The organism is Sphingomonas gei, from assembly GCF_004792685.1.
GTDB lineage: Bacteria > Pseudomonadota > Alphaproteobacteria > Sphingomonadales > Sphingomonadaceae > Sphingomonas > Sphingomonas gei.
In genome coordinates, this window is record NZ_SRXT01000005.1 from 280840 (window position 1) to 304469 (window position 23630).

At 66.1% G+C, this 23630-nt stretch carries 23 protein-coding genes and 1 pseudogene; 14 read left to right on the forward strand and 10 right to left on the reverse strand.

The annotated features are described in order from the left end of the window. Positions 1–52: 52 nt before the first annotated feature. A complete protein-coding gene (locus tag E5A73_RS21770; protein ID WP_240700186.1) occupies positions 53–892 on the forward strand; it encodes a LytTR family DNA-binding domain-containing protein in 840 nt (279 codons plus the stop codon). 60 nt (positions 893–952) lie between these two features. Here E5A73_RS21770 and E5A73_RS14110 read toward each other — a convergent pair. Further along, a pseudogene (locus E5A73_RS14110) lies at positions 953–1993 on the reverse strand (acyltransferase family protein); the annotation flags it as partial. A 144-nt stretch (positions 1994–2137) separates the two neighbouring features. On the opposite strand from E5A73_RS14110, the gene ispG reads away from it, so the two are divergent. From ispG to E5A73_RS14145, 7 genes are all read left to right on the forward strand, one after another. Next, a complete protein-coding gene (gene ispG, locus E5A73_RS14115) occupies positions 2138–3262 on the forward strand; it encodes a flavodoxin-dependent (E)-4-hydroxy-3-methylbut-2-enyl-diphosphate synthase (RefSeq protein ID WP_135964479.1) in 1125 nt (374 codons plus the stop codon). Positions 3263–3464: 202 nt separating this feature from the next. Then, positions 3465–3944 (forward strand): retropepsin-like aspartic protease family protein, encoded by a 480-nt coding sequence (locus tag E5A73_RS14120; RefSeq protein ID WP_135964480.1) that lies wholly within the window; start codon positions 3465–3467, stop codon positions 3942–3944. A gap of 35 nt (positions 3945–3979) precedes the next feature. Beyond that, complete coding sequence (locus tag E5A73_RS14125; RefSeq protein ID WP_135964481.1) at positions 3980–4879, forward strand: DMT family transporter; 900 nt, start codon at positions 3980–3982, stop codon at positions 4877–4879. Further along, the gene (locus E5A73_RS14130) at positions 4876–5355 is read left to right on the forward strand and encodes a GNAT family N-acetyltransferase (protein ID WP_135964482.1); all 480 of its coding nucleotides are present in this window, start codon (positions 4876–4878) and stop codon (positions 5353–5355) included. Before E5A73_RS14125 ends, E5A73_RS14130 begins: the two co-directional genes overlap by 4 nt. Continuing rightward, positions 5355–5672, forward strand: coding sequence for a DMT family transporter (locus E5A73_RS14135; protein WP_135964483.1), 318 nt, complete (start codon positions 5355–5357; stop codon positions 5670–5672). Before E5A73_RS14130 ends, E5A73_RS14135 begins: the two co-directional genes overlap by 1 nt. After that, the gene (locus E5A73_RS14140; RefSeq protein WP_135964484.1) at positions 5672–6028 is read left to right on the forward strand and encodes a TfoX/Sxy family protein; all 357 of its coding nucleotides are present in this window, start codon (positions 5672–5674) and stop codon (positions 6026–6028) included. Before E5A73_RS14135 ends, E5A73_RS14140 begins: the two co-directional genes overlap by 1 nt. Before the next feature lie 197 nt (positions 6029–6225). Further along, positions 6226–6930, forward strand: a complete 705-nt coding sequence (locus E5A73_RS14145) for a hypothetical protein (RefSeq protein WP_135964485.1) — start codon at positions 6226–6228, stop codon at positions 6928–6930. An 82-nt stretch (positions 6931–7012) separates the two neighbouring features. Here E5A73_RS14145 and E5A73_RS14150 read toward each other — a convergent pair whose 3' ends face one another. From E5A73_RS14150 to E5A73_RS14160, 3 genes are read right to left on the reverse strand one after another with little or no spacing between them, the layout of a single operon-like run. Further along, the gene (locus E5A73_RS14150; RefSeq protein ID WP_206366497.1) at positions 7013–7666 is read right to left on the reverse strand and encodes a DUF1345 domain-containing protein; all 654 of its coding nucleotides are present in this window, start codon (positions 7664–7666) and stop codon (positions 7013–7015) included. Between the two features lie 17 nt (positions 7667–7683). Then, on the reverse strand, positions 7684–8226 hold the full coding sequence (gene ppa, locus E5A73_RS14155) for an inorganic diphosphatase (RefSeq protein WP_135964486.1): 543 nt from the start codon (positions 8224–8226) through the stop codon (positions 7684–7686). Positions 8227–8261: 35 nt separating this feature from the next. Continuing rightward, complete coding sequence (locus E5A73_RS14160; RefSeq protein ID WP_135964487.1) at positions 8262–10151, reverse strand: M61 family metallopeptidase; 1890 nt, start codon at positions 10149–10151, stop codon at positions 8262–8264. 120 nt (positions 10152–10271) lie between these two features. Here E5A73_RS14160 and E5A73_RS14165 point away from each other — a divergent pair, with 120 nt between their 5' ends. Beyond that, complete coding sequence (locus E5A73_RS14165) at positions 10272–11606, forward strand: methyltransferase family protein (RefSeq protein WP_206366498.1); 1335 nt, start codon at positions 10272–10274, stop codon at positions 11604–11606. 35 nt (positions 11607–11641) lie between these two features. Here the strand turns inward: E5A73_RS14165 and E5A73_RS14170 are convergent, their stop codons facing one another. Continuing rightward, the gene (locus E5A73_RS14170) at positions 11642–13018 is read right to left on the reverse strand and encodes a glutamate--cysteine ligase (protein ID WP_135964488.1); all 1377 of its coding nucleotides are present in this window, start codon (positions 13016–13018) and stop codon (positions 11642–11644) included. 59 nt (positions 13019–13077) lie between these two features. Continuing rightward, the gene (locus tag E5A73_RS14175) at positions 13078–13818 is read right to left on the reverse strand and encodes a 16S rRNA (uracil(1498)-N(3))-methyltransferase (RefSeq protein ID WP_135964489.1); all 741 of its coding nucleotides are present in this window, start codon (positions 13816–13818) and stop codon (positions 13078–13080) included. A 109-nt stretch (positions 13819–13927) separates the two neighbouring features. Here E5A73_RS14175 and ubiA point away from each other — a divergent pair, with 109 nt between their 5' ends. The 3 genes from ubiA to E5A73_RS14190 all read left to right on the forward strand — a co-directional run bounded on the left by ubiA (position 13928) and on the right by E5A73_RS14190 (position 17124). After that, positions 13928–14839: a 4-hydroxybenzoate octaprenyltransferase gene (gene ubiA / locus E5A73_RS14180; RefSeq protein ID WP_135964490.1), complete on the forward strand. Its 912-nt coding sequence runs from the start codon at positions 13928–13930 to the stop codon at positions 14837–14839. A gap of 160 nt (positions 14840–14999) precedes the next feature. Continuing rightward, entirely contained in the window at positions 15000–16346 is a 1347-nt protein-coding gene (locus tag E5A73_RS14185; protein WP_135964491.1) for a TldD/PmbA family protein, read from the forward strand. Then, positions 16339–17124 (forward strand): 3'(2'),5'-bisphosphate nucleotidase CysQ, encoded by a 786-nt coding sequence (locus E5A73_RS14190; RefSeq protein WP_135964492.1) that lies wholly within the window; start codon positions 16339–16341, stop codon positions 17122–17124. Before E5A73_RS14185 ends, E5A73_RS14190 begins: the two co-directional genes overlap by 8 nt. A 6-nt stretch (positions 17125–17130) precedes the next feature. Here E5A73_RS14190 and E5A73_RS14195 read toward each other — a convergent pair whose 3' ends face one another. Beyond that, positions 17131–17904 (reverse strand): class I SAM-dependent methyltransferase, encoded by a 774-nt coding sequence (locus E5A73_RS14195; protein ID WP_240700187.1) that lies wholly within the window; start codon positions 17902–17904, stop codon positions 17131–17133. 96 nt (positions 17905–18000) lie between these two features. On the opposite strand from E5A73_RS14195, the gene E5A73_RS14200 reads away from it, so the two are divergent. Continuing rightward, entirely contained in the window at positions 18001–18444 is a 444-nt protein-coding gene (locus tag E5A73_RS14200; protein ID WP_135964494.1) for an Rrf2 family transcriptional regulator, read from the forward strand. Here E5A73_RS14200 and E5A73_RS14205 read toward each other — a convergent pair. The 3 genes from E5A73_RS14205 to E5A73_RS14215 form a co-directional block, all read right to left on the reverse strand. After that, complete coding sequence (locus tag E5A73_RS14205; RefSeq protein WP_135964495.1) at positions 18414–19133, reverse strand: hypothetical protein; 720 nt, start codon at positions 19131–19133, stop codon at positions 18414–18416. The two genes, E5A73_RS14200 and E5A73_RS14205, sit on opposite strands and share 31 nt — an antisense overlap. 2 nt (positions 19134–19135) lie before the next feature. Then, on the reverse strand, positions 19136–20341 hold the full coding sequence (locus E5A73_RS14210; protein WP_135964496.1) for a toxic anion resistance protein: 1206 nt from the start codon (positions 20339–20341) through the stop codon (positions 19136–19138). A gap of 405 nt (positions 20342–20746) precedes the next feature. Further along, the gene (locus E5A73_RS14215) at positions 20747–21319 is read right to left on the reverse strand and encodes an NADPH-dependent FMN reductase (RefSeq protein WP_135964497.1); all 573 of its coding nucleotides are present in this window, start codon (positions 21317–21319) and stop codon (positions 20747–20749) included. 96 nt (positions 21320–21415) lie between these two features. Between E5A73_RS14215 and typA the strand changes: the two genes are divergently transcribed. Continuing rightward, positions 21416–23239 carry a translational GTPase TypA gene (typA, locus tag E5A73_RS14220; protein WP_135964498.1) on the forward strand — a complete coding sequence of 608 codons (1824 nt, stop codon included), beginning with the start codon at positions 21416–21418 and terminating at the stop codon, positions 23237–23239. The last annotated feature ends 391 nt before the right edge of the window (positions 23240–23630 follow it).

Genomic DNA, 23630 nt, shown 5'->3' on the forward strand with positions numbered 1-23630 from the left:
GATACGCGGTGCGGGCCGGTATCGAGATGGGAGAAGCGGCGGAAAGGCTGGGATGGGCGAAATCGGGGCAGGGACCAACGGCGGCGAAGGCGGGACGAGCGGCGAGCCGCTGCGCCGGCGCCGGATACTGTGGCTCGCCGCCGGGCTGATCGCGTTCCTTGCGGTCCAGTCGGTCGCCAACGTCGAATCGACGCTCGAGGACATGGCCAATCTCGGCGTGGTCGAGAGCCGTGCCCATGTCTGGACATGGCAGCTGAGCAGCCTGGCGGTCTGGCTGGCGCTGCTGCCGGTGCTCGGCTGGCTCGTCGCGCGGCTGCGTCCGCCACGCTTCGGCTGGCCCGTCGCGGTGCTTCTCCACGCCCTTGCCACGGTGCCGGTCTCGTTCGCGCACGTCGTAGCGATGGTCGCCCTGCGCAAGCTCGCTTATGCAGTGGCGGGCGAGCGCTATGGCTTCGAATCCTGGCCGATGACTCTGCTTTACGAATATCGCAAGGACGTCGCGACCTATCTGCTCGCGGCCCTGTTCCTCGCCTTCGCGCAGTGGCTGCTCGCGCATCCCGCGCCAATGCCGGCGGTGAATGGCGAGGCCGATGTGCTTCTCGTGACGGACGGCAGCGTCACCCACCGCGTGCCCGTGACCGCGATCGAGTCAGCATCGGCCGCCGGAAACTATGTCGAGATCGTCGGCGACGGCAGGACGCTGCTGCACCGCTCGACGCTCGCGGCATTGGCCGAGCGGCTAGGCCCGGGCTTCGCGCGTATCCACCGCGGCCGGCTCGTCCGACGCGCCGCGGTGCGCAGCGTCGAGACCGACAAGAGCGGCGACTTCGCCGTCACGCTCGCCAGCGGTGCGGTGTTGCGCGGCAGCCGGCGCTATCGCGCTGCGCTTTGAGGCGAGCCCGATCAGCGGCCGCAGCCAGCCGACCTTCCGGCCCATCGCCCAGACCACAAGGCAAATCGCTAGCGTCCCACCAAGGAGAAGCGCGAATTCGGTAGCTGGGCCAAGTTCCAGCGGCAGCGTGTACCAGGCGATCAGCACGATCGCGGGGTGGTGGACGATGTAGAAGGGGAACACCGCCTCGGCGAGCGGCTTGCGCCAGCGGTGATCGCGGTTCCACCAGGTCTCAGCGAGGTGGAAAAGCACGACGATTACGCTCCACGCCATCGCCACCCGTGCGGCACGATCGAGCGCCATCAGCGCGTGCGGCGGGATTGCCGTCCCCGGATAGGCGACTTCGATCGCGACGATGAACGCCCCGGCCACCACCGTCACTGCCAGCGCGGACTTCCATGCCCGCGCGATCGCCGGCCAGAGCCGCGGCGCGCCGGCGAGGGTGAAGCCGAACAGGAAGATCGGGACATATTGGCTGTGGCCACCCCAGTCGCTGACCAGCCCTTGCCGTTCGGGCACGAGGAACAGCAGCCCGAGCCGCAGCGTCGCGAGCGCGGCGATCGGCACCCACAACAGGCGCGGGCCCTGCACGAGCCAGTCTGCTGCCCGGTCCAGCAGCGCGATCACGCGTGCGCCCTGCCAGCCGATCACCGCCGCCAGCAACAGGCTGTAGGTGGCGAGATAGGCGACGAACCAGAGATGCTCCCAGCTCGGAAACGCGCGGCCGTAGAAAGTGCCGATGCGCCAATAATCCAGCGCCCAAAAATGCAGATAGCCGTGCGGGTAGCCCGTCTCGAGTACGCGCACCCACATCTCGATCGGCACGAACGCCGCCATGCCGAAGGCGAGCGGAACGAGCAGCCGCGCCGCACGCGAGCCGGCGAAGGGCAAGGCGCCGCCGGCACGGTCGAACAATTTGCGCGAGGCATAGCCCGAGACGGCGAAGAGCAAGGGCAGCCGCCACGGCGTCAGCAAGGCCATTGGCGGGATCAGCGCTGGGTAGCTGTGGCTGGTCTTGATAACCCACGCCCAGGGCGCGAACACCATCGCGACGTGATAGACGATCAGCAGCGCGAATGCGGCGATGCGCAGCCAGTCCATGCCATAATGGCGCTGGCTCGGCGCGGTTTCGAAAGTCTCGCGCGGCGCTGTCAAACCGGTGTCCCTTGGCACTCGCGCCTTTCGCGGCGAGGCCGGGAGGGCTATATGCCCAGTCACGTAAGCAAAGCGTTAGCAAGGAATCCCATGTCCCTCCGCCCGTGGCGCGATATCGTCCGTCGGCAAAGCCGCCAGATCATGGTGGGCAACGTCCCCGTCGGCGGCGATGCGCCGGTGACGGTGCAGACGATGACCAACACCCCAACCAGCGACCCCGGCGCGACGATCGACCAGATCCGTCGCTGCGAGGACGCCGGCGTCGACATCATCCGCGTCTCGTGCCCCGATGTGGAGAGCACCGCCGCGCTCGGCCAGATCGTCCGTGCCGCGCGCGTGCCGATCGTCGCCGACATCCATTTCCACTATAAGCGCGCGCTCGAGGCGGCCGATGCCGGCGCGGCGTGCCTGCGGATCAATCCGGGCAATATCGGCAGCGCCGAACGCGTCAACGAAGTGGTCAATGCCGCCAAGGCCAATGGCTGCGCGATCCGCATCGGCGTCAATGCGGGGTCGTTGGAGAAGGACCTGCTCGAGAAATACGGCGAGCCGTGCCCCGAGGCGCTGGTCGAATCAGCGCTCGACCACATCAAATTGCTCCAGGACCGCGACTTCCACGAATTCAAGGTCGCGGTGAAGGCCTCCGATCTGTTCCTCGCGGTCGCCGCGTACCAGCAGCTCGCCGATCAGGTGGATTGCCCGCTGCATTTGGGCATCACCGAGGCGGGCGGGTTCGTCGGCGGCACGGTCAAGTCGGCGATCGGGATGGGCTCGCTGCTCTGGTACGGGATCGGTGACACGATCCGCGTCAGTCTTTCGGCCGAGCCCGAGGAAGAAGTCCGCGTCGGCTTCGAGATCCTCAAGGCGCTCGGCATCCGCAATCGCGGGGTGCGCGTCGTCTCGTGCCCGAGCTGTGCGCGGCAGGGCTTCGACGTGATTCGCACCGTCCAGGCGCTGGAGGAGCGGCTCCAGCATATCCGCACGCCGATGTCGCTCTCGGTACTCGGCTGCGTCGTCAACGGCCCCGGCGAGGCGCGCGAGACCGATATCGGCATCACCGGCGGTGGCAACGGCAAGCACATGGTCTATCTGTCCGGGGTCACCGACCACCATGTCCAGGACGCCGATATGGTCAACCACATCGTCAGGCTGGTCGAAGCCAAGGCGGCGGAGATCGAAGCCGCCGAGAGCGCCGTGGTCCAGGCGGCGGAGTGATTTAGGCCTCAATCACCAAGGACGGCGGAATACTTCCCGACTCGTGCGCCTGCGAAAGCAGGAGCCCAGGATAATGGCGGGCTATATACCTTGGGCTCCTGCTTTCGCAGGAGAACTGAATGGCGGCAATCGGTGATGGTGATTGCGCAGCCATGTCGCGTTAGCCAGCCGGTAAGTGTCCCGCGCTAGACTCGCAGGCAATATGCGGTGGGCATTTCTCTCGGTCGTAGCGGTGGGCATCGTCATCGGCGTCATGGCACCGGTCAGGCGCGCGCCGGCGCCGGTAGCCGGCATCGCCGAGGCCGCCCCCGCCGACGTTCCGGTCGAGACAGTGATCAAGCCCGACAGCAACGGCCATTTTCTGGCCTTCGCCCAGGTGGACGGCGAGACGATACGGTTCGTGGTCGATACCGGCGCCGACATGGTCGCGCTCACCCTCGACGATGCGCGGCGCGCGAAGGTCAAATTTGACGAGGACCAGTTTCAGGTCGTCGCGCGCGGCGCTTCGGGCGACGTCATGGGGCAGCGCGTGGTGATCGACGACATCGTGCTCGACGGCAAGCGCGTCCGCGACGTCCACGCCGCCGTGGTCGAGGATCTCGACGTGTCGCTGCTCGGCCAATCCTATCTGCGCAAGCTGCGCTCGGTGCATCTGGCGGGCGACGAGATGCGGCTCCGCTAGGTGACGCCGGCCTGTGCGCCCGCTATGCGCGCAATATGCGGGGTCCTCACACTGTTGCGCTAGCTGCTGCCGCGGCCGGGATCGCGCTCTATGCGATCATGGACGCCGTGATGAAGGCGGTGTCGATCGAGATCGGCGCGTACAACACTCTGGTCTGGCGGCTCGGTGTCGCGGTGCTGCTGACCGGCGCGGTCTATGCCTGCACCCGGCCGACCTTGCCGAGCCGGAGCACGATGCGGGTGCATTTCGGGCGCAGCATTCTCGTCGCGGTGATGGCGATCGCGTTCTTCTGGGGGATCGTCCGCGTGCCGCTCGCCGAGGCGATCGCATTGTCGTTCATCGCGCCGCTGATCGCGCTCGGGCTTGCCGCATTGTTTCTCAAGGAAAGCATCAACGCGCAATCGGTGTGGGGATCGCTGCTCGGGCTCGCCGGCGTGGCGGTGGTCGTCGCCGGCCGCATTGGCGGGACGCACAGCGAGGATACCGTGCTCGGTATGGCGGCGGTTCTGTTCTCGGCGGTGGTCTATGCGATGAACCTCGTCGTCGCGCGGCATCAGGCGCAGCTGGCCAAGCCGCTCGAGATCGCCTTCTTCCAGAACATGTTCGTGCTCGGGTTGCTCGCGCTGGCGGCGCCGTGGTGGCTGGCGGTGCCTGCCGCACAGCACTGGCCGGGGATCGGCGCGGCCGCCCTGCTGGCGATCACGTCGCTGCTCCTGCTGTCCTGGGCCTATGCCCGCGCCGAGGCGCAGATATTGCTCCCGGTCGAATATACCGCGTTCATCTGGGCTTCGCTGATGGGCTGGTGGATGTTCGGCGAGAAAGTAACGCTCGCGACGATCGCGGGCACCGTGCTGATCGTGGCGGGCTGTGTGCTCGCCGCGCGCAAGAAAGGCGGCCATGGTGCCGCGCCCGAAGCAGAGGCTGCGCTGACATGACTCGAATACGTCCCGCCACCCCCGCCGACGTGCCGTTGATTCTGCGGCTGGTGCGCGAACTCGCCGAATTCGAACGCGAACCCGACGCCGTCGAGGCTACCGAGGAGCTGCTCGAGGCCGCGCTGTTCGGCGAGCGTCCGACAGCCGAGGCCGTGATCGCGGAGCTGGAAGGCGCGCCTGCGGGCTTTGCCTTGTTCTTCCAGAATTTCTCGACCTGGACCGGGCGGCCGGGAATCTATCTCGAGGACCTCTACGTCACGCCCGCCGCGCGCGGTTTGGGGGTGGGGACCGCCTTGCTGCGCCATCTCGCCGGAATCGCGCTCGATCGCGGCTGCGGGCGGTTCGAATGGGCAGTGCTCGACTGGAACGAACCGGCGATTCAATTCTACCGCGCGATGGGCGCGGTCGGCATGGACGAGTGGCGGGTGCAGCGCGTTGCCGGCGACGCGCTCGTCGCGCTGGCGGGGCGCGGCTGATGGCGTGGCTGCTGCTGGTCCTCGGCGGCTGCTTCGAAGTCGGCTTCACGACGTGCCTTCGCTACGCCGACGGCTTCCGGAATATCCCGTGGACGCTCGGCTTTCTCGTCTCGGCGACCTTGTCGATGGTGCTGCTCGAAATGGCCGCGCGCAGCATTCCGATGGGGACCGCTTATGCCGTATGGACCGGGATCGGCGCGCTCGGCGCGGTGATCGTAGGCATGCTGTGGTTCGGCGAGCCGTTCACCGTGCTGCGCTCGCTGCTGATCCTCGGCGTGGTCGCCTGCATCGCCGGGCTCAAGCTGACGTCGCAGTGATGGCAGTCGACATCGGCCTTGTCGCATGGGTCACCGAGGCGCTGGAGCCAATCGGCACCGTGACGATGCGCCGGATGATGGGCGGCGCGACGCTGTATCTCGATGGCACGATCTTCGGAATCGTCCATGACGGCGAGCTGTGGTTCAAGGCCGACGCGGAGAGCAATGCGCTGTGGGACGAAGCGGGGTATCGCGAGCGCTTCACCGTCACGTTCTCGACGGGCATGAGCGACTCGATGAACTATCGCCGCGCGCCCAGCGACGTGTACGACGATGCCGACGCGATGCGCGAATGGGCCGGGCTGGGGATCGCGGCGGGGCTGCGGGCGCCGAAGAAGAAGCCGAAGAAACGATGAGGCATCATCAGAGCCGAAGTGCCGAAATGCGGTCAGTCTGCAGTCTCCATTGCAGCCGACCAGAAGCACCGCTCCGACTGAGTAAACACTGGCCAGAGCGCCGATATTGACTTGCCCGACATGGTGCCAGGCTTGCGTGAGAAGGGGGTTGGGATGTCCAGTGGACGAGTGCGAACTGCGCCTGGACGTCGCGAGGGATGACCGCGTTAGTTGTTGCCGAAGCTTCGGCGCTACTTTCTTTGATTCTCGCTTCTGCAGCACCTGAAGATCGCTTGTTTGAAGCCCCACTTCCGAGCGGCGTCTTCCCGTCGACCGAAACAAGAGTTCGCGGCCTGTACGCAGAGATGCCCATCGGCAACGTGACCATGAACGATGATCTAGAACAATTGGAGAATGCTTGTTCGGCACGCGGCAAGAAGGTTGTGGTCGAAGGGAACGAGCTTCGATGGTCGGGAACCTATCAGCTCTACCGGAGCGCAAAATTCATCGCCGAGTTCAGGACGGTGCCTACAGCAACCTCGGATGCGGCCACCTGCACCGCTCGCATCACATTGCGGCGAGAGGTCAAGGTCCTGAAGGCCACTGCCGACAATCTCGAAAGCTCAGGCTGGAGCTTTAAAGCTCCGCCGTGCAACCGCCGTTCGTTCGTCAACCGATGCACGAACGAGGTGGTCGCGGGCGTCGAGGCGCGGTGCATAAATATGGGGGACGGCTTCGTTGGGTCTACCGCGTGCTACTCCATACAGAAGGACTTGAGTCGTGGATTGATAGTGTCAGGCTCCAACTACACGGACGATGGCAGTGGGCCCGACGAAGCCTGGAGCTTCAATCAGGTCATGCCAAATGCCCTGATCGATCCAGTCGTGTTCCGAGTGCCGTTAGCTGCCTTGCCGCAGGTCTGATGTGGAGCGGCGCCAACCGCGCTTTGCGCAGCCAAGCTGTCCGTAAGCAAACTACCGAGAGCCGACTCCGCAAAGCGACTTGCTACCCCCCCAACACGTTGATCGTGAATGCGACGATGCCGAGGTTGAACACGAAGGCGGCGAGGCAGTGCAACGTCACCACCTTGCGGATGCCGCGGTCGGTCACGCTGACGTCGCTGGTCTGGAAGGTCATGCCCAGGCAGAAGGCGAAATAGACGAAGTCCCAATAATCGGGCTCGGGGGCCTCGGGAAATTGCAGGCCGCCCGCGTCGCCGCCATTGTCGGCGCGGTAATAGAGATGGGCGTAATGCAGCGCGTAGATCGTGTTGCTGAACACCCAGCACAAAACCAGCGTACCGACGATCAATGCGATCGACTTCCCGTCGGGCGACTGGCTCTGCATCAATTCGCTGGCAACCGCGACGAGGACGACCAGGCTCACGGCGAGGGTGATCAGCAGCAGCAACAGCCGGTTGGCGTCGTTGCGCTCTGCCGAGCGGCGCATGTCGTCGCTGCGATGGCGCAGCAAGGGCGCCGCGGAGACCAGAAAGGCGAGTGCACCCACGTCGAACCCGGCCATCGTGCCGACGCGCAGCCCCATTGCCGGGATGGCGAAGAACGAAGCGGCGGCGGTGGCGGCGATGAACAGCAGGAAGCGCGGCGGCGCGATCAGATGGCCGATCGCCTTGCGCTGCGCGAAATGTCCTTGCGTCATCGCCGCTCCCGTCTCGGTCAGGCCGCGGCCTTGTCCTGCTTGTAGCGCTCGATCGCCTCGAGGGTGATGCGGCGGGCGTCGTCGGCGCCGCCCCAGGTGCCGACCCGCACCCACTTCTTCTTCTCGAGGTCCTTATAGTGCGTGAAGAAATGCTCGATCTGCTCCATCACGATGCTGGGCAGATCGTCCTTTTCCTCGATATCCGAATAATAGGGAAAGGTCTTGTCGTCGGGGACGCAGATCAGTTTCTCGTCGCCGCCGGCTTCGTCCTCGAGGTTGAGCACTGCGATCGGGCGCGCACGGACGACGCAGCCGGGGATGAACGGCGAGCGGGCGATCACCAGCGCGTCGAGCGGATCGCCATCGGGCGAAAGCGTGTGCGGCACGAAGCCGTAATTGGCCGGATAGCGCATCGGCGTGTGGAGGATGCGATCGACGAACAGTGCGCCGCTGGCCTTGTCGAACTCATATTTCACCGGCTCGCCGCCGGTCGGCACTTCGATGATGACGTTGAGGGTGTGCGGCGGATCGTCGCCGACCGGAATCAAGTCGATACGCATTTCGGACCTTACGTGGTTGGCGTCTCCGCCCCGTCTCAGCGGGGCTGGAGCAGCTTGTCTAGGCCAGCCTCTCCCGTGGCTGTCTTCACGAGGTGCGGATAGCGAAGCCCGCCATGATAGTCGATGGCAACATCGCGGAAACGATCGCCATTCTTGAGCAGCAGCCTGATCGGGTCCTTGCCGCCCCTGGCCTGCTTGACTGCGTCCTTGAGCCGGTCGCCGGTATAGCCGCGGCCGTTGACTGCGACGATCTCGTCGCCGAGGTCCACGCCTGCTTCGAACGCCGGGCTGTCCCAGGCGACGCTGGTGATGCCCTTGGCGCCGAGCGTGAGCCCGAGCGAATAAGCGAGATCTACCGTGGTCTTGCTGGTCGCCTTGTTGGGCTCCTCGGTATAGACGAGCTTGTAGCCGTTGCGCTCGAATCCGGCGAGCGGTGCGCGCTGCGAGACCTGGTTGACTCGCTGGTCGAGCAGGGTGCGCCAGTCATAGGGCTGGACGGCGTTCAGCGCGCGGACGACATCGTCGAAGGTGTAGGTCACTTCGCCATAATCGCCGTCGCGGCCCTGGAAGAAGGCGCGGGCGAAGTCGTCGATCGACTTGGTGCCCTTCGATTGCTCGCGCAGGATCGAATCGACCTCCATCCAGATCAGCAGGCCTTCGTTGTAATAATCCTCCGAGCGCTGCCAGCTCACCCAGCCCTTGGGGGCGCGCGACGAGATCACCGGATCGTTGGTGGTGTCGCCCATCGGCCGCCATTCGCGCGCCTTGCGATTGTCGAGGCTGGCCATGATCGAGGCGTAGGAATCGAGCGTGTCGGCCTTGCTCACCAGCCCCGAGCGCGTCTGGAAGACATAGCCCCAGAATTGCGTCTGCCCTTCGTACACCCAGAGCAGGGAGCCGCGCGTCGGGGTACGATAATCGGGCGCCCAGAGATCGGCGCCGCGGCGATATTTGCCGTCCCAGCTATGGGTATATTCGTGCGGCAGCAGGTTGCGGTCGCCGGCGCCGTCGGCCCATTTGGTGAAATAGCCCAGCGAGACGCCGTTCTCCGAGCTGCGATGATGCTCGAGCCCGATGCCGCCGAGCTCGTCGCTGATCGAAAGCAGGAAATGATAATGGTCGTATTGCTGCGACCCCATCGTCTTGACCGCCTGATCGACGAGGCGCTTGTGGGCCTCGATCTGCTCGGGCTTGGCTTCGAGTTCCTCGGGGCTGTCGGCGAACACGTCGAGCGTGACGCGCGGGCTCAGTTCGAACGGGCGGTAATAGCGGCCGGCGAGCACCGGCGAATCAACGAGCACTTCGTAATTGGTCTTCTCGTAGTTGTAGATCGAGCCGGTTGCCTTTGCCGGCAGTCCCGACGCGGCCGACCAGCCTTCGGGGTATTTCACCCGCGCCTGCACCGGGATGCGGCGGACATAATAGCCGGCGGGATAGAGACTCATCGAATTGAACTGGAGGCTCATCAGCGCCGGGGTCATCACGACGCGGCCCTGGTTCGAGACGGTCGCCGAGGCGAACTGGAACTCGAGATCGAGCTTCTTCGCGCCGCTCGGCACGTCGATATGGAAGGCGAAGACGTCTACGGGATCGCGCTTCCATTGCAGGCGCTTGCCGGCGGCGCTGATCTGGAGGCCGGTTAGCTTCTCGATCTCGCCGCGGGGTCCGTGCTTGCCCTGCAGCCATTTCGGATAGAGCAGCACCATATGGCCGGTCCTGGTGACGGGGATGGTCTGCTTGACTCGGAAGATGCCGCGCTGGGTGTCGGTGGCGTCCACGTCGAGCAGCATCGTGCCGGGATAGGCCATGTCGCGGGCTTCGGGGATCGTGTCGACGAAGGCGGCCGGCTGCGGCGCCGAATTCTGGGCAAGCGCGGGAGCAGTGGTGGCGAGAAGCAGGGCAGCGGCGGAAAGCGCACGAAGCATTCGGGGGCGACCTCGTTGACGGGGAGAAGATGGCAGTTCTTAGGCCGTTGAAATGCGGGAGGTAAAGGGTCAGCCGATCCTTCACCGCCCGCTAACCATTGCCGGCTAGATGTTTCGGCCATGTATCACGATCCCGCTCTGGCCTCGCGCGCCAAGGCCGATCCGCGTCCGCGCTCGGCGGTGAGCGGCGCAGTCGGTTTGGTCGGACTGGCGGGGATGTCCGCGTGGGTGATCGTCGCGCACGTCTTCCGCATGAACGGGCCCTATGCGGCGCTCGTCAACGTCGTCGCCTGCGCGCTGCCGATGGTGATCTGGTCGCTTGCGGTCGACAAGGTGCACCGCAATCCCTCGACCGGGATCGACTGGAGCCTGACGCGGCCGTGGCGCGAGACGCGCGACGTCTCGGTGACCAAGCTGACCGGGCTGTGGCTGACCTGGGGGGCGATCGCCGCGATCTACGCGCTCGGCCGCGTCTGGGGCGAGACCCGCTACGCAAATTACCCCTTTGCGATGTCGTGCTTCGTCGTGGTGGCGCCCGCCTTGTTCCTGCTTTCGATACCCTATGTGCTGTGGCTCGACCGCAAGCTGGTGCACCCACGCGACGGCGCCTGGTCGCTCGGCGCCTGGGCGATGGGGGTGGAGGGCTGGGACCGCGAGGCGATCTTCAACCATCTGCGCAGCTGGGCAGTGAAGGCGTTCTTCCTCGCCTTCATGGTCGCGATCGTCCCGCCCGGCTTCGCCGAATTCGTGTCGATCGACCCGCGCGCGGCGCTCGGCGACCCGGTCAGGCTGGCGACCTATCTGGTCACCTTCATGTTCGTGATCGACGTGGCGTTCGCGACCGCGGGCTACATCCTGACCTTTCGCCCGCTCGACTCGCACATCCGCACCGCCAATCCCTACGCCGCCGGCTGGACCGCCGCACTGATCTGCTATCCGCCCTTCCTGCTGATGGGGCAGGGCGGGCCGCTCGATTATCACGAGGGCAGCGCCGACTGGTCCTACTGGCTGGGCAATTATCCCTGGGTGCTTCCGGTGCTCGGCGCGCTGCTGGTCGCGCTGACCGCGATCTATGCCTGGGCGACGATCGCGTTCGGGCTGCGCTTCTCGAACCTCACGCATCGCGGGATCCTGACTCACGGGCCTTATGCCTGGTCGCGGCACCCGGCCTATCTCTCGAAGAACCTGTTCTGGTGGCTGTCGACGATGCCGTTCCTCGCCACCACCGGCTGGCACGACGCGGTCCGCAACGCCGCAGTGATGGCGTGCGTCAGCGGGGTCTATTATTGGCGCGCGAGGACGGAGGAGCGGCATCTCGGGGCCGATCCGGCGTATCAGGAATATTCGGCGTGGATGGCCCGCAACGCGCCGGTGCCGCGGCTGTTCGCGCGGCTAACCTCCCGCGTCACCCCGGCGAAGGCCGGGGCCCAGAGCCAAGAACGACATAGCCTGTGACCCTGGGCCCCGGCCTTCGCCGGGGTGACGGAAAGTCAGAACTTCGCCTCTTCGTACACCCGGCTGATATCCCCGGCCCAATCGCCGTTGAAACGGTCGAGCAGCACCTGTGCGGGGACCTTGCCGGTGCGGACGATCTCGCGCAGCGGATCGAGGAAGCCGCTCTCATTATCACCCGACGCATTGAACCGGGCGCGGGCGTTTAGCCCCGCGGCGGAGATGTCGAGCACTTCGCCGGCAATGTCGCGCAGCTTGCCGCCGCCGGGGATCGGGGCGTCGAGCGCGAGCCTGGGCACTGCGCTGCGCAGCGCCTCGCGCTCGTCCATCGACCAATGCTTGACCAGCTCCCACGCCGCGTCGAGCGCGGCGTCGTCGTAGAGCAGGCCGACCCAGAAGGCCGGCAGCGCGCAGATCCGGCCCCAGCGCCCGCCATCGGCGCCGCGCATCTCGAGGAACTGCTTCATCCGCACTTCGGGAAAAGCCGTCGAGAGGTGATCCGCCCAATCGTCGATCGTCGGCTTGTGGCCGGGATATGCGGGCAGCTCGCCCTTGAGGAAATCGCGGAAGCTCTGCCCGGCGGCGTCGATATATTTGCCGTCGCGGTAGACGAAGTACATCGGCACATCGAGCGCATAGTCGGTGTAGCGCTCGTAGCCGAAGCCGTCTTCGAAGACGAAGGGCAGCATGCCGGTGCGTGCCGGATCGGTGTCCGACCAGATATGGCTGCGGAAGCTGAGGAAGCCGTTGGGCTTGCCCTCGGTGAAGGGCGAATTGGCGAAGAGCGCGGTCGCCAGCGGCTGAAGCGCGAGGCCGACGCGAAACTTCTTCGCCATGTCGGCTTCGGAGCCGTAATCGAGGTTCACCTGGATCGTGCAGGTGCGCAGCATCATGTCGAGCCCGAGGCTGCCGACGCGCGGCATGTGGCGCAGCATGATTTCATACCGCCCCTTGGGCATGATCGGCAGCTCGGCGCGGGTCTTGTCGTGCCACATGCCGAGGCCGAGGAACCCGATGCCGAGCCGGTCGCCGACTTCCTTGACCTGCGCGAGATGGCGGCCGGTCTCGGCGCAGGTCTCGTGCAGATTCTCGAGCGGCGCGCCCGAAAGCTCGAACTGGCCGGCGGGCTCGAGGCTGATCGCGCCGTCCGGGCCAGAGAGCGCGATGATGTTCTCGCCTTCATAGACCGGCTTCCAGCCATAATGGGTGAGGCCGATCAGCAGCGCGTGGATGCCGCCGGGCTCCTCATAGCTGGGCGCGCGGTGGTCCGGGGTCTTCCAATAGACGAACTTCTCGTGCTCGGTGCCGATCCGCCAGCGCTCGGCTGGCTTCTCGCCGCGGGCGAAATACTCGACCAGCTGGGCACGATCTTCGATGACCGCTGCTTTGTTGTCCGAAACGGTCTTCGTGCTCATCCGCGCGCCTTTACCTGCGCCGGGTCAGGGGCGCCAGAGGGGATTTTCATACCGTTCGGTCACCAATCCCCGACCGCGCCCATCCAAAGACTTACCGCCGCCAAGGCCGCAGTTTCGGCGCGCAGGATGCGGGGGCCGAGCGCGATGCCGACTGCGCTGGTATGCGCGCGGATCGCTTCGCGTTCTTCGGGGTCGAAGCCGCCTTCGGGGCCGACCAGGATTGCGGCGGGACCTGGGTTCGCCCGCATCGCTTCCAGCGCCGGCAGGCCGCCGGTCTCGTCGGCGAAGAACAGGGCGCGCCCGGCCGGCCAGTCGCGCAGCAGCGCGGGCAGCTTCACCGGCTCGACCAATTCGGGCAGTGCGGTGCGCCCGCATTGCTCGGCCGCCTCGATCATGTGGCTGCGCAGCCGATCCAGGTTGAGCTTGTCGACCACCGCGCGGCGGGTGAGCACCGGCGCGAGCCGCGCGACGCCGAGTTCGCATGCCTTTTCGGCGACCCAGTCGATCCGCGCTTTCTTGATCGGTGCGGCGCACAGCCACAGATCGGGCACCGGCTCGCGCTCGCGCAGCCGTTCGGTGACGTCGAAGACGAGGTCGCGCTTGCCCACAGCCTGCGCGACGCCGAGCCATTCGCCGGTCCTGTCGTCGAACAGCTTTACCGGATCGCCGGTCTTCGTTCGCATTACCTGGATCAGATAATGCGCGGGCGCGCCGTCGATCCGTAGCGGGCCGGGTGCCAGTTCGGTTTCGACGAACAGGCGCGGCGTGGATTGCGGCGGCCAGGCGGGGGTTGCAGGCATGGCTTCCTCTAAACCGTTCGGGCGGAGCTTGTCGAAGCCCTGTTCTTCTTTCTTCGGCCGCGGCAAAGAGAAACGGCGCCTCGACAAGCTCGGCGCGAACGGGAGTGGAATGCGCCAGACCGAATTTGTTCCGGACACCGAGCATCGCGGGCTGGTTGGGATGCTCCCTGTCGGGGCTCGCCCGTTTGCGCTGCTCGCGCGGTTCGACCGGCCGATCGGCTGGTGGCTGTTGTTCTGGCCAGGCGCCTGGGCGATCGCGCTTTCGGGCAATGCACTGGCGCGCTGGGACCTGATCCTGTGGTTCCTGCTCGGCAGCGTCGCGATGCGCGGTGCGGGCTGCGTCTACAACGACGTGGTCGACCGCGATCTCGACCGGCAGGTCGCGCGTACCGCCAGCCGGCCGCTCGCCAGCGGCGCGGTGTCGCTCAAGGCGGCGTGGGCGTGGCTGCTTTTATTGTGCGCGATCGGGTTGGTGGTGCTGGTTCAGCTTCGCCCGCTCGCCGTCGGCATTGCGCTCGGCAGCCTCGCATTGGTCGCGGCCTATCCCTTCATGAAGCGGATCACCTGGTGGCCGCAGGCATGGCTCGGCCTCGTCTTTTCGTGGGCGGCTTTGGTCGGCTGGGCCGAGGCGCCCGAATCGGACTGGCTGCCCGGACTGATGCTCTATGCCGGCTGCATCGCATGGGTCATCGGTTACGACACGATCTATGCGCTGCAGGATGTCGAGGATGATGCGTTGGTCGGGGTGCGCTCCTCGGCGCGGCGGCTGGGCGCCCACGTCCGGGGCGGCGTTGCAGGCTTTTATGCAGTGGCACTGGCATTGTGGGGCGCGGCCGTCTGGCAACTCCGCCCCGATCCGCTCGCGCTCCTCGCGTTGCTGCCGATGGCGCTGCATCTCGGCTGGCAGGTGGTGACCCTGGTCCCCGCAGATGGCGCCAATGCGCTCGATCGCTTCCGCTCCAACCGGAACGCGGGACTGCTGATGTTCGCGGCATGCTTCGTGGTGGGGCAGACGCTTTAGCTACGTTCGTCACCCCCGCGAAGGCGGGGGCCCATCTCGTGGACGGGCCAGATGGAATAACAGCCGTTTGGCTGGGTGGCGATGGCGGGAGATGGGCCCCCGGCTTCGCGGGGGTGACGGTAGGATTGCACCCGACCCGCACGGCTCCTAAGTCGCTGCGATGCTGACCGAGTCCCAAGCCTGCGAGCGCGTCCACGATATTGTCGATCGAGCGCGCGCGGCGGGTGCCGATGCCTCCGACGCCGTGTTCGCCGCCGATCGCTCGCTTTCGGTTTCGGTGCGGATGGGCGCTCTCGAGGATGTCGAGCGCTCGGAAAGCGAGGAACTGGGGCTGCGGCTGTTCGTCGGGTTGCGCTCGGCGAGCGTCTCGACTTCGGACCTGAGCAGCGAGTCGCTCGATGCGCTGGTCGAGCGCGCGATCGCGATGGCGCGCGAGGCGCCCGAGGACAAATGGGCCGGGCTCGCCCCGCAGGAACGGCTGATGCACGGCAGTCCGCCGTTGCTCGACCTCGACGACGGCGCCAACGAGGATCCCCAGACGCTCAAGGCGCGCGCATTGGCCGCCGAGGATGCGGCGCGGGCAGTGCCGGGAGTGACCAACAGCGAGGGCGGCAGCGCGGGCGCCAGCCGATCGGTGATGGCGATCGCCACCAGCCACGGCTTCACCGGCGCCTACGCCCAGACCAGCCACGGTGTCTCGGCGAGCGTGCTCGCCGGCGGCGACGGGGCGATGGAGCGTGATCACGCCCATCACAGCGCGCGCCATGCGATGATGCTCGAAGCGCCCGAGGCTGTGGGGCGGCTGGCCGGCGAGCGCGCAGTGGCGCGGCTCGACCCCGCCAAGCTGTCCAGCGGCGCGATGCCGGTGGTGTTCGATCGCCGCGTCTCGGCGGGACTGGTCGGGCATCTGCTCGGCGCGATCGGCGGGGCGGCGATCACGCGGAAGACGAGCTTCCTGCTCGATTGCCTGGGCAAGCAGGTGTTCGCCAAGGGCGTGACGATCTGCGACGATCCGCACCGCCCGCGCGGGCTGCGTTCGCGTCCGTTCGATGGCGAGGGCCTGCCGGTGCTGCCGATCAAGCTGATCGACGCCGGCATGCTCGAGACATGGCTGCTCGACAGTGCGTCGGCACGTCAGCTGGGGCTCGAACCCACCGGCCACGCCGCGCGCGGCGGCGCCGGCGCGCCGGGCGTGGCGCCGAGCAACCTCTATATGCAGCCCGGCAGCATCCCCCCGGAGACGCTTGTCGGCGAGATCGATCGCGGCGTCCTCGTCACCGAGCTGATCGGGCAGGGCGTCAACGGCGTCACCGGCGATTACAGCCGCGGTGCCGCGGGGTTCCTGATCGAGAAAGGCGAGATCACCCGCGCGGTTTCCGAGATCACCATCGCAGGCAATCTCAAGGACATGTTTCTCGCGCTGACCCCCGCCAACGACTTGGAATTCCGCTACGGGATCAACGCGCCGACCTTGCGCATCGACGGGATGACGATCGCCGGTGCCTGAGTCCGATCTCGCCGCCGAAGTCGCGCACATCGCCGCCGATGCCGGGCGGTTCGCGATTCGGCTGTGGAACACCGATTTCCGCCGCTGGGAGAAGTCGCCGGGCAATCCGGTGTGCGCGGTCGACCTCGAAGTCGACGGCATGCTGCGGTATCGGCTCGGCGAATTGCTTCCCGATGCCGGCTGGCTGTCCGAAGAGACGATCGACAATGCCGCGCGGCTCGATGCCGAGCGGATCTGGGTGGTGGACCCGATCGACGGCACGCGCGACTATCTGCGTGGGCGGCCCGGCTGGGCGGTTTCGGTGGCATTGGTCGAGCGCGGCAAGCCGGTGATCGGGGTGCTCGACGCGCCGGCGCGGCAGGAGGTGTGGACCGCCGAAGCCGGCAAGGGCGCGTTCCGCAATGGCGAGCGGCTGTGCGTGGCCGCGCGCGATCAACTCGGCGGCGCGCGGGTGCCGGCGGATCAGCTCTCGAAAGTCGACCGCGACCTGGTGATGGTCGCCAAGCCCAATTCGATCGCATTGCGTATCGCGATGGTCGCGGCGGGCGAGGCCGATCTGCTCGCGACGATCCGCTGGGGCAATGAGTGGGACATCGCAGCGGCGGTATTGATCGCCGAGGAAGCCGGGGCGGCGGTGAGCGACGCTTTCGGCCGTGCGCTCGACTTCAATACGCCGGATGCGCAGGCGTTCGGGGTGCTGGCCACCGCCCCGGGCATTCATACCGCGGCGGTCGAGCGGCTTGCCGACCGCGCGAAGGACGCGATCGGCAAGGGCTGAGCCGCGTCACGGCCGCGTCGCGACCGCGATGAGCGCCGTCGACGGGACGGGCAGGACCTCCCTGCCGCCGGCGCGCCGGTACACTTCGTCGATCACAGCCTTCTGGTCGACGGCGCCGAGCGCGGCCCAATCCTCGCTCAAGCCGAACTGCGTTTCGGGAACGAGATCGGTCATGCGGAGCAGATAGTCGTGCGTCATCGTCTCGATGTTCGGCCCGGCATAGCCGGCGGCGACCATCTCTGCGGCGAGCCGCTCGGGGTTGCCGAGATAGGTCAGTCCCTCGGGCAGGCCCGATCGCCAATCGCGGTCCGGGAACAATGTGCGCACGACTTGCGACAGCAGCAGGTGCGTAGCGGCGCCTTCGCTCTGCCAGGTGGCGACGACACCATGGCCGCCCGGCCGGGTGACGCGCGCCATCTCGGACAGTCCCTTGCGCCAATCGGGGAACATCATCACCCCGAATATCGAGAACACCGCATCGAACGATGCGTCGGGCAAGTCGAGCGCCTGCCCGTCCATGGTCCGGCCCTCCAGATTGGGCAGGCCGTGCGCCGTCACCCTCGCCACCATTCCCGCGGAGAAATCGGTCGCGAGCACTTGCGCGCCGGCCCAGGCTGCCGCCAGCGCGAGCGCACCGGTCCCGGTCGCGACGTCGAGCAGCCGGGTCTGCGGAGTCACTTCGATCCGCGCGAGCGCCGCCTCGGCGAACGGCGCAGTGAACGGGTGGGCGGTCTCCTCATAATGTTTGGCCATTTCGTTCCAGCGATCGGGATCGTTCATTCGGCGCATTCCAGCACTCCTGCGAATCATGTAACATTAGATGTATCATGAATGACGCAGCTTGCCAAATGCGGTGCGGGGTTCAAGGAACGTGTGATGCGACGCGACAGCCGCCTTTCCAGAATGCTCCACGTGCTGCTCCACATGGCGCGCCACGACGGACCGATGACCTCGGACGCGATCGCGACGATGCTGCGGACCAATCCGGTGGTGGTACGCCGGACGATGGCGGGGCTGCGCGACGCGGGGTATGTCCGCTCGGAGAAGGGGCATGGCGGCGGCTGGGCGCTGGCCTGCGATCTCGACGCGATCTCGCTGCTCGACGTTCACCGCGCGGTCGGCGGACCGCAGCTTTTCGCGATCGGAAACGAGGCGGGACCCACGCACTGCCTGGTCGAGAAACTGGTCAACGAGGCTCTCGAGGATGCGCTGCGGGAAGCCGAAGCGCTGCTGATCGCGCGGTTCGGGGCGGTCAGCCTTGGCGAACTCGCGCGCGGGTTCGACGCGGACTATGCGGGGCCGCTGGCCTCGTCACCCTGATATTTGATCTGGAGATAGCGGCCGCGAGTCGCGAGCAGATCGAGGTCGCCCTGAGCGAGCTGCGACGACATCTCGGAGATCTCGTCGTCGATCACCTGCAGCCCCTGGGCGAGCTGCTGGTCCGGAGTCAGGCCGTTGCGCTCGACGCGGCGGAGCGGTTCGGGGACGCGCGCATAGCCCTTGATCAGCTCGGGGAGCTGCTCGCCGACGAGCTTGCGCACTTCGCCGGCGGCGGGCGATTTCTCGTCGAGCAAAGCGAGCTGGGGCCCGAGAATCTCGAGCTTCACGCCGATCGAATCAACCAGTCCGCGCACCGGCGAGGGCAAGGCCGGACGCTGGGTCTCGAGCCAGCGCTCGGTGGTGACCGGCAGCGCCTTGAGCGGCACCTCGGCGAGCTTCTCGACGTTCGGCGCCGCGCTGACCGGCAGCACCGCAAAGAACAAAGTCGCCGCGATCAGCAAAGCCGCGACGAGCAGCGCCCCCATCATGCCAAGCGGCGCGACGGCGACGCCGAACACGATCGCGACCACCAGGATCAGCCCGTCGGCAGCCGCGATCCGCCCGACCCGACGCAGCACCTCGGCCTCGCGGCGCTGCTTGCTGCGCTTCGAGACCGAGGCATAGCGCTCGCGCGTGCGATCGAGCAGCGCATCGGCCTGGGCAAGCTGGCGATCGACGTCGGTGGGCATCTTTACATCGCCTCCAGCTTGAACGTGTCGGTCGATCCACCGCCCTGGTTCTGCGCGGCACCCTCGGCGCGGGCGATATAGCCCTTCGACTTCTCGACTTCGTTCGACAGCGTGTTGACCGTCGTCTTCATGCTGTCGAGCGCCTTCAGCTTGAAGGTGTCGATCGCGTCCATCGTGTCATAGATGTTCTGGAACGCGCGCTGGAGCGTCTCGACGGGGATCGTCGAATTCGCCGCCTGCTCGTGGATCGCGGCGGTGTTGCTCTTGAGCAATTGCCCGGTCGAATCGATCAGCCCCGCGGTGGTGGTGTTGATCGCGGTGATCTGGTCGAGCACCAGCTTCTGGTTGGTCAGCGCCTGGGCGACGGTGACCGCGGTGCGCAGCGCCGAGACGGTGGTCGTCGACGCGCGGTCGACGCCCTTGACCAGCTCGACATTGTTCTTCTTGACCAGATCGAGCGCCAGATAGCCCTGCACCGTCACTGCCATCTGGGTGAGCAGGTCCTGGGTGCGCTGGCGGACATAGAAGAGCGCGCTCTCGCGGAGCGCCTTGGCCTTGGCAGGATCGCTGTGATCGAGCTCGTTCGCCTTGTCCTCGAGCTTGGCGTCCATCGCCTTGGACAGATAAATCATCTGCTCGAGCCGGCCCATCGCCGCCCACAGATTGGCGCGCTCGGTGTCGATCGCGGCATTGTCCATCAACAGCTCGTCCTTGCCGCTGGACAGGCTCTTGAGGATGCCCTGGATGTGGCTCTGCGACGACTGGTATTTGCGGAAATATTGCTTGAGCGGCGAGCCGCCGAACAGCTTCGACAGGAACCCGTCATTGCCGCCGATCAATTTGCCGTTGCGGCCCGGATCCAGCTCTTCGACAGTCTTGCGCAGCTGGAGCAGATCGGCGCCAACGCCGGTATCGGTGCTCATCGCGCGCACCGGTCGGTCGAGGAAGCGATTGGACTGGCCCGCGGCATCACGGATTTCCTTCTGCCCCATCGCCGCGATCGCATCGACGCGCTTGCCGAATTCGGGGCTGTTGACGTCCTGCGCGATCAGATCGTCGATAAAGCCCTCGACGCGCTTCTCGAGCTCGTTCTTCTTGGTGTCGTCCACCGGCACCAGCCCGGCCGCCTTTTCGGGCGCCACCACCGCAACGGGACTCGGCGGCGTGAGCACCAGCTCCTGTTCGGCTACTGCAGTCTCGGTCGCCATTCCAAACTCTCCAAAAGCTATCGGGACCCAGCATAGGGGCATCGCGACGGCTATCCAAGTGTGTCAGTTAAATAGGACACTTCGGGGCGATCGCAACCATGTGGCTTCGCGCGGATATCAAGGGGTTGGCGGCGCTCGTATCCCGGGGTCGATTCGGCCCTTGCAATGTAGGATTTCGTTTGCTGGAATGAATGCGCTGCCGCCCGTCGGGCCGCTCTTTGACAATATGGATGCCGACCGGAATCCAAGCGCGTATTGGCCGGACCTGTGTGAATTCCGGGGTGGGCCGTCCGTTGTGGGAACATGCGCGATAGTGTGACCCTGGTGTGACCTTCGGTTCGCAAGGTGCGCGCGGCGCGATCGCATTCGCCTTGATCCCGAGGGACTTCTAATCGAGTCCTGACTCTAATCCGCGTTGCGCGCAGCCTTCAGCGCCTTTCCCCACCACGCCAGCTCGTCGAACAAGTGCCGGGTCCAGCGCAAATCCTTGTCGTCGCCGGCGAATACGCCTTCCTTCACCTTGCCCCACACCCCCATGATGTGGACCGACGCTTCGAGCGGCGCCATCTGGAGCTCGCGTGCGATGCAGGTCAGCTGCTCGATCGAGCGCGCGGCGCCATTGCCGCCATAACCGAGAAAGGTCACCGGCTTGCGGTTCCACTCGGCATAGACGAAGTCGAGCGCGTTCTTGAGCACCGCCGGGGGCCCGTGATTATATTCGGGGCAGATAAGGATGTAGCCGTCGGCCGATGCGACCTTTTTGGCCCAGCGGATCTGCAGCGGATCGGAATAGTGGCCTGCCGCCGGGGGCTTGGCGAAAGGATAAAAGGGCAGGTTCCAGTCTTTCAGGTCAACCAGCTCGCAGGCGAGGCCCTCGCGTTCGGCAGCCTTTTCGACTACCCAGTTGGCGACCGGCTCGGCCATGCGCCCCTCGCGGACGCTGCCCAGGATGACGAGGATGTTGAGGGGTTCGGTCATGGTTTCATCCGTAGCGGCGCTTGCTCTTCCCGCAACGCACAAATTGCGCTAAAGGCGCCCGCGAAACCGCACCTTTGCGGCAATCAGGATATACGCATGAACCTCCGCAACGTGGCGATCATCGCCCACGTCGATCACGGCAAGACCACGCTCGTCGACCAGCTCTTCCGCCAGTCCGGCACGTTCCGCGACAACCAGCGGATCGAAGAAAGAGCCATGGATTCCAATGATTTGGAAAAAGAGCGGGGCATCACGATTCTCGCCAAGTGCACCAGCGTCGACTGGGAAGGCACGCGGATCAACATCGTCGACACGCCCGGCCACGCCGATTTCGGCGGCGAGGTCGAACGGATCCTGTCGATGGTCGATGGCGTGATCCTGCTGGTCGATTCTTCCGAAGGCGCGATGCCGCAGACCAAGTTCGTCACCGGCAAGGCGCTCGCGCTCGGGCTGCGTCCGATCGTGGTGGTCAACAAGGTCGATCGTCCCGACGAGCGCATCCAGGAAGTGCTCGACGAAGTGTTCGACCTGTTCGTCAGCCTCGAGGCGAGCGACGAGCAGCTCGACTTCCCGGTGCTCTACGCCTCGGGCCGCAACGGCTATGCCAATGTCAGCCCCGACGCGCGCGAAGGCACGCTGGCGCCCTTGTTCAACAAGATCGTCGAGCACATCCCGGCGCCTTCCGCCGATCCCGACGGCCCGTTCAAGTTCCTCGTCACCTTGCTCGACCGCGACAATTTCCTCGGCCGCATCCTGACCGGCCTGGTCTTCTCGGGCTCGGTCAAGACCAACCAGCAGATCCACGCCCTCGATAATGACGGCAAGATCGTCGAGACCGGCCGCGCCTCCAAGATCATGACCTTCCGCGGGCTCGAGCGCGTGCCGACCGAAGAGGCGCAGGCGGGCGACATCATCAGCCTCGCCGGGCTGACCACCGCGACGGTCTCGAACACGATCTGCGACCCCTCGGTCTCCGAGCCGCTCCACGCCCAGCCGATCGATCCGCCGACGCTGTCGATGCGCTTCGCGGTCAACGATTCGCCGATGGCGGGCCGCGAGGGCACCAAGGTGACCAGCCGGATGATCCGCGACCGCCTGTTCCGCGAAGCCGAGAGCAATGTCGCGATCAAGGTCACCGAAGCCGACGATCGCGATTCGTACGAAGTCGCCGGCCGCGGCGAGCTCCAGCTCGGCGTGCTGATCGAGACGATGCGCCGCGAGGGCTTCGAGCTCGGCATCAGCCGTCCGCGCGTGCTGTTCGGCACCGACGAGGACGGCAAGAAGACCGAGCCATACGAGACCGTGATCATCGACGTCGACGAGGAATATTCGGGCACGGTCGTCGAGAAGATGAACATCCGCAAGGCCGAGATGACCGACATGCGGCCCTCGGGCGGCGGCAAGACCCGGATCACCTTCTCAGCGCCTTCGCGTGGGATGATCGGCTATCACGGCGAGTTCCTGTCGGACACGCGCGGCACCGGGATCATGAACCGGCTGTTCGAGAAGTATGGTCCGCACAAGGGCCAGATCGAAGGCCGCAAGAACGGCGTGCTGATCTCGAACGGCTCGGGCGAGGCCAACAGCTACGCGCTCGGCCCGCTCGAGGAGCGCGGCATCCTGTTCGTCGGGCACGGCGAGGCGCTCTATGAGGGCATGGTAGTCGGCGAGAACGCCAAGCCGGACGACCTCGAAGTCAATCCGATGAAGGCGAAGCAGCTCACCAACTTCCGCGCATCGGGCGGCAAGGACGATGCGATCCGCCTCACGCCGCCGAAAAAGATGACGCTCGAGCAGGCGATCGCCTATATCGACGACGACGAGATGGTCGAGGTTACGCCGAAGTCGATCCGGTTGCGCAAGCGCTTCCTCGATCCGAATGAGCGCAAGCGCGCCAGCCGGGCGAAGCAGGCCGCCTGAGAGGTTTTGAGAGTATGAAAGCGCCGGGGGAGACCCCGGCGTTTTTGTTTGTGCTGGCGGCGATTGGATTGCGGCCTGGAGTCGATCCCGCCTAAATTGAAGCAGGTCAGTTCCCCTGCGAAAGCAGGGGCCCAGGAGCCCGGAGCGCCCCGCTTGTGACCCTGGACGGGAACAAGAATCAGCTACATGAAACTGACACTGGCGCCTTTCGTCGGAGTTCGCGCTCGACTTTAGCCCGCCGCCTCGCCCTCGCGTGCGCAAGAACTGCGGAGACTTGATCCGCCGCTGCTCGTCGTCGCCCGGGCTCTGACGAATAATCGCCTGGCTTCAAGGGGTTGCCCTGAGGCCGATCTTACCAACCCCTTAACCTCGCGCGCCCACCCCGAAAGGC

Excerpts from the sequence above, each read along its gene's own strand:
- E5A73_RS21770 (WP_240700186.1), top strand. The coding sequence starts at position 53 with ATGGGCGAAATCGGGGCAGGGACCAACGGCGGCGAAGGCGGGACGAGC.
- ispG (WP_135964479.1), top strand. The coding sequence starts at position 2,138 with ATGTCCCTCCGCCCGTGGCGCGATATCGTCCGTCGGCAAAGCCGCCAG.
- E5A73_RS14120 (WP_135964480.1), top strand. The coding sequence starts at position 3,465 with ATGCGGTGGGCATTTCTCTCGGTCGTAGCGGTGGGCATCGTCATCGGC.
- E5A73_RS14125 (WP_135964481.1), top strand. The coding sequence starts at position 3,980 with ATGCGGGGTCCTCACACTGTTGCGCTAGCTGCTGCCGCGGCCGGGATC.
- E5A73_RS14130 (WP_135964482.1), top strand. The coding sequence starts at position 4,876 with ATGACTCGAATACGTCCCGCCACCCCCGCCGACGTGCCGTTGATTCTG.
- E5A73_RS14135 (WP_135964483.1), top strand. The coding sequence starts at position 5,355 with ATGGCGTGGCTGCTGCTGGTCCTCGGCGGCTGCTTCGAAGTCGGCTTC.
- E5A73_RS14140 (WP_135964484.1), top strand. The coding sequence starts at position 5,672 with ATGGCAGTCGACATCGGCCTTGTCGCATGGGTCACCGAGGCGCTGGAG.
- E5A73_RS14145 (WP_135964485.1), top strand. The coding sequence starts at position 6,226 with ATGACCGCGTTAGTTGTTGCCGAAGCTTCGGCGCTACTTTCTTTGATT.
- E5A73_RS14150 (WP_206366497.1), bottom strand. The coding sequence starts at position 7,666 with ATGACGCAAGGACATTTCGCGCAGCGCAAGGCGATCGGCCATCTGATC.
- ppa (WP_135964486.1), bottom strand. The coding sequence starts at position 8,226 with ATGCGTATCGACTTGATTCCGGTCGGCGACGATCCGCCGCACACCCTC.
- E5A73_RS14160 (WP_135964487.1), bottom strand. The coding sequence starts at position 10,151 with ATGCTTCGTGCGCTTTCCGCCGCTGCCCTGCTTCTCGCCACCACTGCT.
- E5A73_RS14165 (WP_206366498.1), top strand. The coding sequence starts at position 10,272 with ATGTATCACGATCCCGCTCTGGCCTCGCGCGCCAAGGCCGATCCGCGT.
- E5A73_RS14170 (WP_135964488.1), bottom strand. The coding sequence starts at position 13,018 with ATGAGCACGAAGACCGTTTCGGACAACAAAGCAGCGGTCATCGAAGAT.
- E5A73_RS14175 (WP_135964489.1), bottom strand. The coding sequence starts at position 13,818 with ATGCCTGCAACCCCCGCCTGGCCGCCGCAATCCACGCCGCGCCTGTTC.
- ubiA (WP_135964490.1), top strand. The coding sequence starts at position 13,928 with ATGCGCCAGACCGAATTTGTTCCGGACACCGAGCATCGCGGGCTGGTT.
- E5A73_RS14185 (WP_135964491.1), top strand. The coding sequence starts at position 15,000 with ATGCTGACCGAGTCCCAAGCCTGCGAGCGCGTCCACGATATTGTCGAT.
- E5A73_RS14195 (WP_240700187.1), bottom strand. The coding sequence starts at position 17,904 with ATGAACGATCCCGATCGCTGGAACGAAATGGCCAAACATTATGAGGAG.
- E5A73_RS14200 (WP_135964494.1), top strand. The coding sequence starts at position 18,001 with ATGCGACGCGACAGCCGCCTTTCCAGAATGCTCCACGTGCTGCTCCAC.
- E5A73_RS14205 (WP_135964495.1), bottom strand. The coding sequence starts at position 19,133 with ATGCCCACCGACGTCGATCGCCAGCTTGCCCAGGCCGATGCGCTGCTC.
- E5A73_RS14210 (WP_135964496.1), bottom strand. The coding sequence starts at position 20,341 with ATGGCGACCGAGACTGCAGTAGCCGAACAGGAGCTGGTGCTCACGCCG.
- E5A73_RS14215 (WP_135964497.1), bottom strand. The coding sequence starts at position 21,319 with ATGACCGAACCCCTCAACATCCTCGTCATCCTGGGCAGCGTCCGCGAG.
- typA (WP_135964498.1), top strand. The coding sequence starts at position 21,416 with ATGAACCTCCGCAACGTGGCGATCATCGCCCACGTCGATCACGGCAAG.